At 39.9% G+C, this 14146-nt stretch carries 8 protein-coding genes; 3 read left to right on the top strand and 5 right to left on the bottom strand.

All coding sequences use genetic code 11. From position 1 onward, the window contains the following. Positions 1 to 32: 32 nt before the first annotated feature. From WH188_RS04250 to WH188_RS04230, 5 genes are all read right to left on the bottom strand, one after another. Positions 33 to 1304 (bottom strand): family 16 glycosylhydrolase, encoded by a 1272-nt coding sequence (locus WH188_RS04250; protein ID WP_132771313.1) that lies wholly within the window; start codon positions 1302 to 1304, stop codon positions 33 to 35. 774 nt (positions 1305 to 2078) lie between these two features. Further along, on the bottom strand, positions 2079 to 3872 hold the full coding sequence (locus WH188_RS04245; RefSeq protein ID WP_132771312.1) for a cytochrome-c peroxidase: 1794 nt from the start codon (positions 3870 to 3872) through the stop codon (positions 2079 to 2081). Positions 3873 to 4017: 145 nt separating this feature from the next. Beyond that, on the bottom strand, positions 4018 to 5499 hold the full coding sequence (locus WH188_RS04240; RefSeq protein ID WP_339423353.1) for a hypothetical protein: 1482 nt from the start codon (positions 5497 to 5499) through the stop codon (positions 4018 to 4020). Positions 5500 to 5840: 341 nt separating this feature from the next. Continuing rightward, entirely contained in the window at positions 5841 to 7175 is a 1335-nt protein-coding gene (locus WH188_RS04235) for an SWIM zinc finger family protein (RefSeq protein ID WP_206368168.1), read from the bottom strand. Positions 7176 to 7178: 3 nt separating this feature from the next. Continuing rightward, complete coding sequence (locus tag WH188_RS04230) at positions 7179 to 10292, bottom strand: DUF6493 family protein (RefSeq protein ID WP_339423352.1); 3114 nt, start codon at positions 10290 to 10292, stop codon at positions 7179 to 7181. Between the two features lie 325 nt (positions 10293 to 10617). Between WH188_RS04230 and WH188_RS04225 the strand changes: the two genes are divergently transcribed. From WH188_RS04225 to WH188_RS04215, 3 genes are all read left to right on the top strand, one after another. Continuing rightward, entirely contained in the window at positions 10618 to 11607 is a 990-nt protein-coding gene (locus WH188_RS04225) for a LacI family DNA-binding transcriptional regulator (protein WP_168126023.1), read from the top strand. A gap of 177 nt (positions 11608 to 11784) precedes the next feature. Continuing rightward, positions 11785 to 12633 carry an ROK family protein gene (locus WH188_RS04220; protein ID WP_168126022.1) on the top strand — a complete coding sequence of 283 codons (849 nt, stop codon included), beginning with the start codon at positions 11785 to 11787 and terminating at the stop codon, positions 12631 to 12633. Then, positions 12630 to 13919, top strand: a complete 1290-nt coding sequence (locus tag WH188_RS04215) for a sugar porter family MFS transporter (protein ID WP_168126021.1) — start codon at positions 12630 to 12632, stop codon at positions 13917 to 13919. Before WH188_RS04220 ends, WH188_RS04215 begins: the two co-directional genes overlap by 4 nt. Positions 13920 to 14146 lie beyond the last annotated feature (227 nt).

Here is a 14146-nt window from a genome sequence, read left to right as displayed (position 1 = left end):
CAAGGCTCCATTTAGTTCACATCGACTCTTTGTTATAATTTTTCTAAAGTAAAATCATCTCCGTAAACAGTTCCGGTACCAGCCTTATAAAAGTATAAAGTTGCCGTTGTTTGTGTCGCTCCCGTTGTAAAAGTAACGGAATTATTGCTGTATGCAGTTGTATTAAAGGCCGCATCGACAGCAGCGCCGCCATAACCTTTAACCCCAAGTAACACCTGTTGTCCAGCAGCGGCAACTTTACCATATCCAGAAAACCGATAGGTCGTATTAGGTTGCAGTCCCGTTAAATACTGTTCAACAGCATTTGCTCCCCCCGTCAATTGAATACATTTTAAACCTGTACGCATATTGGAATTAACAATCGCCGCATTGCCACCCCAAGAAGTCCAAGGCGAAAGTGTACCTGTTTCAAACCCACCATTGTAAAAGATAGGCAGATTATAAACACGTACATAATCCACTTGCATATTAAACGGCAAATCCGCGTTCGTAATAGCACCAGGCCAACCCGCTCCACCAGCTTGATTTAAAATTAAATAAAAAGGAACATCAAATGGCCATTGTTGCCAGGTCGCTCCAGTGGCCTTCGTATACGTATACTGAAGGGTATTATTAACAAAAAATTTGAGCGCATTCGGGCTCCACTCGAGACCATAAATATTATAGTCTGCTGCATTATAGTTTGTAGAATGTGTCGCACTGGTACCTCCCCCAGAACCTGTTACGGTCGCATTATGCACCGATTGATGCACGACCATCTCATTATTGACATGCTCCATAATATCGATTTCACCACATCCCGGCCATCCGGCATAAGCCGTTGCAGGTTCTGGCATCATCCATATCGCTGGCCACGAACCCCTTCCTTGGGTAAATTTTGCCCTGACCTCTACTTTACCAAAGGTCATACTGAATTTACTCTGTGATTTAACACCGCCACTATGATACGGAACCGGATCTGTTGGAATCACAGCATTGTCCATGCGCAGCACGAGATTATTACCATCTTGCGAAACATAATCAGATGTATGCGTCATATACTTGTTCCAGGCTACAGTACCGCGTTCGGCATAGCTCCATTTACTGTTGTCAAAGCCCCCTACCGTATTGAATTCATCCGACCAAATTAATTCATAATCGGATAAACTTTGTACGGAAGCGGTAATCGCAACCGCTTTTGTTTTTGACACATTTAACAATTGATCAGTTGATTGGTTCACATGTTCTTTGCTGCAGGATACATGAATACTGCAAACAGCTAGCAAAGAACCAGCTGCCATAAAATTTAGGGTTTTTCTGTTCATAATGATTATTTAAAAATTTAAAAAGTGCTCACTATAAATTGTAACTAGAAAATCCACTTTGATCACATTCTTTACGGTCTTATCTAATCTTACCCACGTTAGTTACAAGGTTATTGGTTATATTTATGTACTACATAATATTTCTAAGATACAATAAATTTTAGGATAACAACTAATTTTTCAATAAAAACTAGGGCGTATGGTGAATGCATTCCCTTTGCATCTGCATTGAAAGACAGCAATAAATTACAGGGATAGGTTTAAGCTATAATTTAAATCATTTCATCTTTTCCGAGATGCTTAACGACATAAATGACATCAGATTTCTCTCAAATAAATAACATAACAGCAAATATTTCCTTGCCGTTTACACGTTAAAATAAGAAATAGTTGTGGGGAAGAATGAAGATACAGAAGAGTAAAAATTAACCAAATAGAGCTGTAATAAACGTGAAAAGATGCTTTCCGATTAAGGAAGCATCTTTTCTTTATAATAACTGCAAAGCTTTGATGTTTGTTTTCACCAAAGCTTTATCCTTCTGAATACAAGACTAACCATTTAGCATTTTTACCGCCAAGATATATTTACACAGTCCGCGTTTTCCTTGATGATTGGTAAACCAGTCGCAGGTACATTGCTATTTGTCTCCAGCAATTATCACGGTATGTTTTACACCCGAACCTTCAACTCTGGCTTCGATGTAGCTTGGCGTATTTTTGACAAATTACGGTAGTTATATGGTGACAGTTCAGGTAAAAGCCGTATCACGATCATTAATCATCCAGCGCCTTGATAAAAGCAATGATTTTAGCCGTTTCCTGATCCGTCAATTCCAAAGAATCTGTCGGTAAAGTCTGGTTTTCCAGTGCAAATCCAAATTGCTTTCCACCACCTTTATTGTAAAAATCCATCACCTGCTCTAAGGTCGTGTAACCACCATTATGCATATACGGAGCCGTTTTACTACTGTTGCGCACAGTAGGCGTTTTAAAAGCATACTGCAATTGATCTACCGTACTATGATAACGACCTCTCCCCCTATCAGGATCCAATATTTTATTCGTATAATCTGTCGCCACACCTAGTACCTCAGACTCGGTCTTGCTATATTCAGGAGGAACGGTACCGTTGAACAAAGGTATAAAATGACAGGTCGCACACTTTCCCTTTCCAATAAACAGGTTAAAACCATCCCGCTGTTCCTGCGTCATCGCCTGCTTATCCCCTTTCATGTACTGGTCAAATGGCGAACTGAATACAGACAAAGAGCGGACATAACTTGCTAGTACATTTTGCAGTTGCCAGCCCTCGATTGTATCGGTCTGATAGATTTTTTTGAAGTCACTGCTATAGCTATGCTCCTTATTGAGATGAGCCGCTATTTTCGTCATGTCACCATGCATCTCATCTTTATTTGTAATCACATCTACACTCTGTCCTTCTAGGTCTTCCCTACGCATATCCCAGAATTGACCATGCTGATAATTGCTATAGGAAATAGACGGAGTATTACGATCCATAGGTATTCCTGACAGTGCCATCGGAACTTTCAGTCCATCAGAAAATGCTTTTTCAGGATGATGGCAAGAAATACAGGAGCGACTCTGATCACCAGAGAGCATATTTTCACGAAACAGTTTAGCACCTAGAGCAACCTTTACTCCGCTCATTTTGTGTTTTTCCGACGGCGCGAAAAAATCAGGATTGAATGCTTTCTCACTAAATAGGTTTGAGGCTTCGGGATTTATCGGGTGGTTTACATCTAGAGGAACAATACCTTCTGTAGTACGAAAATCAAATAAAGCATCAGACAGTCGATTAAGGTGCAAATCGATAAAAACCAGATAGTCAAAACTGTCTTTATCCTTTACCTTGTCCAATTCTTTATTGGCGGCTTTGATGAGGTTCAGGATATAATCAATTTTATCCCCATTTTTTACGATTGGCTTGATCATTAAGAGAGCATCTCCGACACCGTTAAGCGCAGCTATTGATTCTTTCAGTCCGTGACCCGATACTGGAGTATCAAAACCTGTAATTCCCAACGTCGTGACCCTGAAAATTTGATTACGAAGCGCTTCCATAACCTGAGGAAGGGATAGCGTATTTACTTCAAAATAAGTGTCAATCGCTAAAGATTTGTTCTTTAATTTTTTTAAAAACCGTAAGGTTTCCTGTTGCTGCGAACCATCATATGCCGGGTAAAAATACTCCTCTAAAGTCTGTAAACCTTCAGCTTCAATAACCGCATTTTCTTCAATCTCAATTTCATCCAGATTGGGCCCATTCAAAAAACGTGCAGTCTCGGGCATAAAATATGCAACTGCCCATTCCATCGATTTATAATTCGACCGTATGCTATCAAATTGAGACTGTAAATTTCTCGACGGATCTTTCCGCTCCACAGAAGCTATAAGCTGATCAATCTGCTTTTCAAAATGCACATTCTGTTGCAAAACAGAAGTTCTCAGAAATTCGAGATCCTTATCGTTACCCTGAGTATTTCCTTTGCACATAACAGCTAACAAGGCAATAGCAAACAGACCATATACGATCCAATTTTTCATTCTATTTTTTCTTTAGTACACTATTAAAATGGCTTCAATCAATCGTAATATCAATCTACATCACCATTTATGACGTTAAAAAATACAGGTATCCTACAACAAGAGCAGGATACCTATTTATAAAGATTTGACGAGATGTAGAATGCTATTTTTGTACATTACGGATAAGCACAACCTGCCCACCTTCTTTGCTAATAACAGCACCCGATCCATCTGCATTTGCAAATTTATCGCTCTGCCAAGTGTGTGAGTGAATATTGACCGCAAAGGTATTCGGTATCCCTACCAGATGCGATACATCAACCATAGCACCAAATTCCCAAGAACCAAACTTATTCAGATTGCCACTCTGGTTATAGTTTTTTTGCCAGTCAGCATCGTTACGGTTGTGCTTCATATTCAACCAAGGTTTATAAGTTTTAGTCGCCATACTATATTGCCAGATATAAGAATCATGCTTAGCATCCGTATAATAAGAATCGCCGTCTTCCTGAATATACACGTAGTTCTCCGTTACACACAGGTTATCGGGATTAATCAGGTTGTTACCTGGATCAGAGTCACCCTCAGCGATTACTTCCAGCTTACCTTTCAGCATATCTTTCGCATCCAGATTCAGCTTATAGACACGCCCCCACATTGTCAGTCCTTCCGTCGGAGTACTACCGTTGGCAGACTGTCCCGTTGCAGTAAAGTAAATCTCTCTTCCATTGTTGGCCCCTTTTCTGTAATCAACATCTTCTACACGAGAAAAGCGAATGGCATTGTTGTCCATGTTCTTTTTGTTTATCTCTTTACCCATTAGATTCTTAGCATTGGGAATCTCGACAAACTCAACCTCATACGAGCTACCTTTTTTGATATTCGTTTCCGTAAAATCGTTGTTGGTTCTCTTTAAAGCGTATAGTTTTCCATTATCCAGATCACCCTGTTTATCGGATACATACATGATCAACTGTCCTGCAGACTGATGGCTAGAGCTGTACGACTGATCTTCACCGATCAGAATGTACGTTTTACCATTAGATATATCTTTGGGAAGCGGTACTGCATTTTCCATAGAAGCTTTACCTAGAGCAGGTTTAACCCGATTTTTATCAGAGCGTTGTGCTGTCGAAGCCACAGGACTCAGTTCGTGGACCATACTTTCTTCACCCGATTCACCTGCAGTTAAGAAAGCAGAAAAACCATGCTCTTCGGGAGTAGCCAGCGTGGCAGAACAAAGTCTTGTCGTGCCACCAGTACCATCCATAATATACTCACCTTTAACCGGTTTAAAATTATTATCTAAAAACACCCGTGATACAGATTGCGTAATCTCATGATTAGTGATCATCAAAAAACCATTTGAATTCGGATCTTTCATAAATCCGGCACCATCTGGTTGTCCTGCAAATACAAATTCCGGAGAACCGGCAAGTTTATCCGAACTGGAAATAAGCGAAGTGATATTCAGATTTTCAAAGCCAGCCATCCCATACACAAAAACGGGTTCTTTTGAATAATTATCCACATGGGCTACAGGAGGTTTTTCCGCATTGTCACCGATCTTGTCATTATCGTTACAGCTAACTGCACCACCTACTGACAGTAATAAACTTAGAATATTAATTGGTTTTCTTCTCATGCTGTAAAAGTATCATATGCACATTACCCCTACATTAAATTCATTTTAAATAAAAAAATTGTTGCACAGCGATTAAAAAGACTGTCTATCTTAGCAGACAACAGGTACATCTACACTTGTTATCGCAGGGAGTAATTCTTTAAAACACAACGATCCTGAGATCGGTCTATTTACTTCTACACAGGATAAGCCTTCAATCTCAGACATGAAATATTTTGTGTTAGATTTATTTAAAATGCTAAAAAAAATGCTTTCCAACTAAGGAAAGCATCTTTAATTAATAATAACCGCGAAGCTTTGATGTTTGTTTTCACCAAAACTTCAGCTTTCTGAATACAAGACTAGCCATTTAGCATTTTCACTGCTAAAATATGTTTACACAGTCCGCGTTTTCCTTGATGATTCGTAAACCAGTCACAGGTACATTGCTGTTTGTCTCCAGCAATAATCACGGTATGCTTTACACCCGAACCTTCAACTCGGGCTTCGATATAGTTTGGCGTATTTTTGACAAATTGAACACCATCTGTTGTCACTAATTTCTGTGCATTCTTCAATCTTGGATTTAGAGCAAGAATACGCTCTGTCTTGAAGGGCAATCTGCGGTAATAATGCTGATGATCGTGCAGATCATACCCGAGTAAACCTATTGAGGAAAGGGAACCTGTCAAGGTATCCATGGATGCAAAATCCACATCGTGTTCTATCGCTAATAAAGTCGGATCAAAAAGTGCATTGGACTTGAGCAGGCTGTTCACGGCATGTACCCATTCTTGAGGCACCGCCTTGACCATATTTTCCAATACATTTCCTTCCCCTGAAAAACCACGGTAGTTATCGGGCGATAATGCCAACGAAAGTCTGATCTTACCAAAATCGGCAACAAAGGCACAACTCTCGCCTCCGTCTTCCTGATAGACGATCAACTTTTCCGCATAAGGCAAGATTCCCTCCAATAAACGCAAGCGCTGTACACCGCCTACGCGTACTGATCCCGCTGTTGCAATAGGTGAAAACACAAACCTGGGCCCTCTTTGGCTCAGGAATAACTCACCTTTCACATTCCCTTTTGGAATGCCCTGAAACAGTTGGATAATCTGTATTTTGGACAAACTGTATTTTTCTTGCATACCGGCAAGATAAAGCTGTACAGAAGTCAATCCTTTGATCCATCGGGGTGGTAAAGTGACTTTCTTTTCCACTACTTTGGTTTTATCGGTACTGATGGAAACCTCTTTACTTCCGACACCCAGCACCATTTTCTCCGTTTTTTTAACGGCATTTAAAGCATTGAGCATAGGCTCATTAAAGTCTACATTGGTCGTACCACTGCTGATAAACTCGCCATCAATGGCATCTTCAAGCAGGTCAACCCGTGCATACACACCATTGCAGGAAGAGAATCCTTCAAAGCGGATCTGATCTGTACCAGCAGATACAATAGGATCCCGTAGGCTCGGGGGTACCGGTCCAAAACTAGACTGCACCACTTTGGCCAATGTCAATAAGCATTTTGAAGTTAATAGCGGATCGGTAATACTGCCCCAGAAAAAACACGGAACAGCACTTACCTCACTTAATTCGGACTGGTGGGCAAGCACCAATTGCTGCATTCCTGATTGCTGTACAAGTGTTGAATTATTGCTGTAGCTGAACGCTAAATCTGTAATTGCCATGTCTTATTTGCTTAATTTTTTTAATATCGGTTGTAATGATTTAAAAACCATTAATTTCTCAAATACCTGCTTCATTTCAATGGAAATTTCCTGATTTTCCTTATGTACCAGATCATAATATAGTTCAATCAGTTTCTTGAAATTAGTCGGCATTTTTTCAGCTATAGTGTAATCCAGGAGCATCTGATTGATCACCTGCATCAAAGCATTATTATGTTTGGAAGAGATATCCCGGCACTGCCCCAAAACCTCCTCTAATCTTCCTAATGGACCATAAGTATGACTCATCAGGATGCCCAGGAAATGCCCCAGATCGTGAACCGGTAATCGATGCCTATCGATGGCCGTGATGAGCACTTCTGTAGCCATGGCCCGAACTTCTTTTTCTTTGTTAAAACATGAAGTCGCTAAAAATAGCACCGACTGCCGATCAAAGTTAAAGAAATCATACATCATTTCCTGCAAATAGCCGATCGGCGTCTTTCCACCTTGATCACATTTAGCCGCTAACCCCAAGGTCAGAAACAAAGAAAGACTTTCGGTATTCTGAGGCATCACACTATGCATGTAAGAGATATCATCTTTATACAGATAATAACTATGCAAACTGTCCTTGCCCCGTTGATAAATATCCTTGTGGTAAATAAAGGTGTGCGGTTCTTGTTTGAAGTTTGGAAAGTGGAAACTTAATTTTTCACCATCATACACCATTTCTGATTTTTTAGTCTGATAATTATATCCCTGATAATAAGAAGGTGTAAACGTAAGCTCCGGTTGGAAAGGCGCTACGGCAAAGGGTATGTCTTTCAAATTTTCATCTTCAAATTCCGGAAAAACAGCCTCTGGATAATGCGTCCGGGCAACAGTAGCCCAAACACCCAGCCAGCCCACATGCGCATTATCGGATGAAGATAAAAACTTTTTGACCCATGATTTTTTTTCAATTTTCAGTTCGTCATCAAATCCTAACGCATAGGTCAGAACTGCTTTGACCTGACTGTCGTTTATCTGATCGATCAACGCTACAACACCATCCAGATCTTCCCGAACCGTACGGCTCAAAGCGATAGACAGATCCAATAAATCTAGGGCTACGCCTTTATCTTGATAATCTAAAATACGTTGTACCACTATTTGAGGAGCAATCCAAAAAGGTTCATGCGTCGGTAAACTCAATAAAGGCAATTGAATTTCTTTTGCGATATGGCGCTGTAGCTGTGTTAACTGCTCTCCGATCATACTCGCCCATTTGGAATAGTTTGAGTATCGATCCGTATTCTGATAGATCTTATTCGGCTGGAAGTACATATTTAAAAATACCCCAGAAAAGTGCTGAAACCATTGCGATTCCCGGTAAACTTTCTTAAGCTGATTGATATAGGGATCCAGCTGCTCCTTATAATCCGCCGGAAAAGTCGCTCTGTGCAAGACCCAGGCATTCATCAATATTTCCATCTGAACGGCATCTGTACTACCGATGACCTCTCCAATTTTAAACAAAATATCATTCCAACTCGCAGGATAAGTAAAAGGCTGCTGGAGTTTTTTTTCGTTCACTGGATCAAAAACATATTCCTCTCCAGTACTGATCAATAATTCAATTAAGATTTCCTGTTCAGTATAGCTGGATGCCACCATTAAATTTTTTAAATCTGCAGGAATACTTCCCAGCATTTGCGCACTGTAAAGGGTAAGTTTTTCTGTAAGCGCTTCTATCGGATCTTTCTGATGTTTTAATATAAATTTCGCCGCTCGATCCTGCAATTGCAGATCCTGGACCATAAAGATATCGGCCGCCTGAAGAATAAATTGTTCTTTTACTTCGGGACGGTTTTTAAGCAATTTATCAAATTGTACCAGTAGCGTTTTAAGTGCCGATTTAATATCATTGCGCATAAAAAGACCCTCAGACCAGGTTAGAAATTCTTCCAATCTAAAGTCAGCATGTGCAAAATAAGGTTTTAAAGTATCGACGACGAAATTGATCACCGCACTATTTTCAGCATGCAGCAAGGGGAAAAATAACTCCTGATGCTCCAGTAACATTTTCTCATCCACGCCTATCCGATCGATCAATTTTCTAAAATAACTCTTCAGGTTAATGTTCCAATTTTTGGTTTGAACCTCCAACGCACTTGTTAAAATAAACGCTTTATCAATTTTATTATCGGCTAGCAATTGATCAAATATCTTATCCCAGGTCAGTTCATTGACCTGATTTTCACACCTATAATTAGAGTAAACCGTATGGATAGGTGTTTCATAATCAAAAACAAGTGGAATATCGCGCTGTATGGTCAATTCGTCTGTTGTAAAAAAACTCAGTAAAGCAGCTGATGGATTATGGAGTCTTGACATCGAATTTGCGTAAACCTCCGGTTCAAATTCCAGAAACCCCTTACTTTCCGCATACCTTAAAGTATCATAATCAACAGATTGCCACGTATTTTTACGCACGTATTGCAGCAAATATGGTGTCAGCCAATTGGGTTTGGCATACGTTAGAATCTGGTCAACTTCAGGGCTTCGCACTTGATTGATTAATTCGATAAATACATCCCAGCTAGCGGCATCCGAACCGCTAAAGGTCGCTAAAGCCAATAATTTGACCATTCGTTGCTGCCCCTTTGTCCCGCGTATACCCCAATCATACTGTGCCTTAGACTTAAACAAAGGATCTTTGGAGAGATCCACATAATCAACCCAATAGCGTTTGGCAGCACGAATCTCCTTTTTAATAACCTCTAGATTCCCACTTGCATATTCTTCCAGATAAGGAATAATATCAGATACACTTCCTTTACTGATGATCTCTTTAATACGCTTCACCGCTTCTTCTTTACGCTGCGCTGAGGCGTTAGGTTTCCGCACAGTTCCATCTTTTGTAACTTGTGGCGCTACTTCTACAGTTCCATCCTCCGAATATCCTTTCTTAGTTTTCTCATTAATAAGCTTCTCCGCATCCCTGAGACACGCTTCTTCACTATCAAATGTTTTATCTTTTGATTGCCCAGCAGTACCATTTCTACCATAAGTCACTGTATGTGTTGCACCGTTTGTTTGTATTTCCCAGAATTTATCAGATGTACCGTCAATGAATTTTAGATGCTTAAACATAATTGCCTTTACGAATTGTTAAACCTTTATTGTCAAAACTAAATATATAAAATTTTGACAGATTAAACATCAAATATAAATTTTAGAGAAAAGAAAACGTGCGTTTGAAGCTATTTAAATCATCAAATAACAATAATCGAAGAGTGCAATTACGGATTTAGAATAAAATTTACTTTATTTTAAGATATTCTTTTGTTCCTATTTGAGATTACCGTTAAAAACCTTGATACTAAGCCTCTCGCTGATTTAATCTACCCGGATTGGTCAGACTTTCTTAATAAATGATATAAAATATGTACTTTGGCTTCAATAAAATTTGGTACATATGTCCATCAGTGAAATTGCAAAACATTTAAACGTATCCAAATCGACCGTTTCATTGGTCATCAATGGAAAAGCAGAGAAAAGCAGGATCAGTAAAGTACTCACAAAACGTGTTTTAGATTATATTGAAGAAATTGGTTACAAGCCAAATGCATTAGCGAAAAGCTTAGCAACAGGCAAATCTCGGACCATTGGTCTCATCGTTGAAAACATCGGTGACTCATTCTTTGGTCCAATAGCCTTGTACATTGAAGAATATTTACGCCAGTACGAATATCAAGTACTTTACAGCAGTACTATGGGCAATAATAAACTTGCTGCTGAAATCATACAGACCATGATCGATAAGCAAGTTGATGGCTTAATTCTGGCGCCCACAGACCATATCGAGAAAGAAGTAAAACGCATCGTCGACAGCAATACACCTATTGTGCTGTTCGACCGAAAGATCTTGGGCATTGACGCCAATTATGTGGGCACCAATAATTATGAAGCCAGCAGCACGGCAATTCAACATCTTTTAGAACAGGGATACCGGAACATCGGAATGGTCACCATCAATTCGCAACAACCGCAAATGCAGGATAGACTACAGGCCTACCTCACCACGCTCGATCAGCATAGCCTGAAGCCACATGTGTGTTTAACCAGTTTCAGCAAAAAAAAAGAACATGGTTGGAAAGAGATACGCGAATGGTTAGACAAAAATGCGCATCTTGATGCGCTTTATTTTAGTACCAATTACCTCTGTGTGATGGGTATAAAAGCCCTTCAAAATCTTCAAAACGAACGTCAATTAGCCTTCATCACTTTCGATGACCACGAAATATTTGAACTCGTACAACCACCAGTTTCCTGTATCCGCCAGCCTCTGGAAAAAATCGCAAAAAGTATCGTACACATGCTCATGACCCAATTAACGGCCAAAGAAAAGTGTATTGCAGAAGATATTATCCCTTCAGAATTACAAATTCGAAAAAGTTCTTTGTAAAAAAATTGGAGAATTTATTTTAATTCTCTAGTTTTACAAAAATAGCAAAACCGGTTTTGCTAATTATTCTTAATCAACCATTATAAATCATGCTTACTCAAATAAACTTGGAGAACTCCTGTTGCCTTATGATCGGCAATCCCTACTTCCTTTTCATGGCTCAACAAATACTGCACTATGAAAGATAACATTACAATCTGTATCGATATCGGCGGTTCACACCTGACGGCAGCATCCCTTAAAAAAGAAAGAAAACAATATTTTCCCATCAAAGAGATGCAAGGTGATGTGGACAGTGCAGCAAGCCGTGATATTATTTTAGCGCAGTGGGACCAAATCATCCAATCGGTCTGGAACAGTGAACATGAAAAAATTGATGCCATGATCGTCTCTATTCCAGGACCTTTTGATTATGAAAATGGGATCTGCCTGATGGACGGCATGCATAAGTATCAGTCCCTATTGCAGATGGATATCAAATCTCATTTTATGAAACAATATGGTGTCTATGGAGAAAATATCAAATTTATCAACGATGCAAAAGCATTTCTACTGGGCGAACTTTATCACCATAACCTGCAAGACAAACGGATTGCAGGTCTAAGTCTTGGGACAGGTTTAGGATCGGCTTTTTACACCGACAAACAGGTCAGCGACCTAAATTATGGGTCGGCACCATTCCGTACAGGTATAGCCGAAGATTTTATCTCCACCAGAGGTATACTTTCGCATCTCAAGCAAAATGGAACAGATGGAATAGCGCATATCAAAGCGCTGGTCGACAACGAAAAATTGATTCAGGAACGGACAGCAGCCTTTTCATTTCTTGCAGAAGCCTTAGTCGATTTTATCAAACTCCACATCCTTACGCTTAAACCAGAAGGGTTGATTTTAGGCGGAAGTATTGCCAAATCGCATCACCTTTTTCTCCCGGCCGTTCAAAAAGAAATCAACATGCCCATATATGTTGCCTCATTTAACAGCTGGAATTTATTTTTAGGATTAGCAACCTCACTTAGCTTATGAAAAATGTTTGGAAGTTTTCATTAATAGCTGCCCTAGGCGGCTTTTTATTCGGTTTTGAAACTGCAGTAATTTCAGGTGCCGAACAGATCATTCAAAAACTGTGGCAACTCGATGCTTTCTGGCATGGACTGACAGTTTCCATATCACTAATCGGAACCATCGTGGGCGCTATTGTCGCTGGCCGTTTTTCAGAACGTTACGGCCGAAAACCCGTCCTGAGCGCCATCGCACTTTTATATCTGCTCTCGGCCATTGGCTGTGGTGCCTCCCCTTTTTGGAGCTTGTTTCTACTCTTTAGATTCCTAGGGGGCCTAGCCGTTGGTATCAGTTCGGTGGTCGGACCTGTTTATATTTCCGAAATATCACCGGCCAAAGACCGAGGTAAATTAACAGGGCTCTTTCAGATTATGATCGTAAGTGGGATACTTGTGGCTTATTGTACCAATTTTCTTTTTGCAGATACCGGGGATCATGCTTGGCGGTATATGCTTGCCATCATGGCTTTACCTGCCGGAATCTTTTACGTACTCCTGAAAAAAATTCCAGAAAGCCCACGTTGGCTCGCTTTACATCGCAATATCGATGAAGCAAATGCCGTATTCCATACACTGGGACAATCGGCTCTGACACAAACGCAGCAGACCGAAAATACCCGTCATTCACCTTCTCTGTGGCAGAAGAAGTATTATAAACCGATTGCTTTTGCCGTACTTCTCGCATTTTTTAATCAGATGACCGGTATCAACGCGATCCTGTATTACGCTCCCCGCATCTTTGAAATCGCAGGTTTTGAAGCACAGCTCAGTTACCTCCAACCGATCTTTATTGGAGGCACCAATGTGGTATTCACCTTTCTAGGCATGAGTATCATTGACAAATTTGGTAGAAAAAAATTACTCTTGACAGGAGCAGTGGGCATGTTTATATTCCTAATGCTTACCGCTTTCGGTCTCAAATCAGGCCATTCCACCTATCTCTTGTTTTATATCATTGGCTTTATTGGGGCATTTGCACTATCGCAGGGCGCTGTAATCTGGGTATTTCTTGCAGAAATATTTCCTAATGAAATACGCGCCAAAGGTTCTTCACTCGGAAGCACGACACACTGGATATTTGCCGCTATCATTTCCTGGATATTTCCTGTTATCGTAGAAGGAGGAGAAAATGGCGGATTCTATATTTTTCTCTTTTATGGAATAATGGTCGTTCTATCCTTTATTTTCATCCTATTCCTTCCTGAAACAAAAGGCAAAACCCTAGAAGGTATTGATCAGAATACGAACTAACATACCCATAAACAGAAAAAGGGGCAACATACACGTTGCCCCTTTTTTATTATCAATGTTTTCGGTCTTTTTCGCCTGTACATGTAGATCGATATCCTTTTACTCTTTATCGAAATACATTTTTCAAAAAAAATATTCAAAATAATAGGTTATTTCAATAATATATTTAAATTTGTTAAACCGGTTTAGTTATACAGCAAACACGGTTTAGCAATCTAGCTAAAATA

It is taken from the genome of Sphingobacterium sp. MYb388 (assembly GCF_037479535.1).
In the GTDB taxonomy this organism is placed as follows: Bacteria; Bacteroidota; Bacteroidia; order Sphingobacteriales; family Sphingobacteriaceae; genus Sphingobacterium; species Sphingobacterium anhuiense.
Note: the sequence above shows the minus strand (reverse complement) of the source record. Positions and strands in the feature narration are given on the sequence as shown.

Coding starts and splice junctions, on each gene's coding strand:
- WH188_RS04235 (WP_206368168.1), bottom strand. CDS start 7,175: ATGGCAATTACAGATTTAGCGTTCAGCTACAGCAATAATTCAACACTT.
- WH188_RS04250 (WP_132771313.1), bottom strand. CDS start 1,304: ATGAACAGAAAAACCCTAAATTTTATGGCAGCTGGTTCTTTGCTAGCT.
- WH188_RS04245 (WP_132771312.1), bottom strand. CDS start 3,872: ATGAAAAATTGGATCGTATATGGTCTGTTTGCTATTGCCTTGTTAGCT.
- WH188_RS04230 (WP_339423352.1), bottom strand. CDS start 10,292: ATGTTTAAGCATCTAAAATTCATTGACGGTACATCTGATAAATTCTGG.
- WH188_RS04225 (WP_168126023.1), top strand. CDS start 10,618: ATGTCCATCAGTGAAATTGCAAAACATTTAAACGTATCCAAATCGACC.
- WH188_RS04220 (WP_168126022.1), top strand. CDS start 11,785: ATGAAAGATAACATTACAATCTGTATCGATATCGGCGGTTCACACCTG.
- WH188_RS04240 (WP_339423353.1), bottom strand. CDS start 5,499: ATGAGAAGAAAACCAATTAATATTCTAAGTTTATTACTGTCAGTAGGT.
- WH188_RS04215 (WP_168126021.1), top strand. CDS start 12,630: ATGAAAAATGTTTGGAAGTTTTCATTAATAGCTGCCCTAGGCGGCTTT.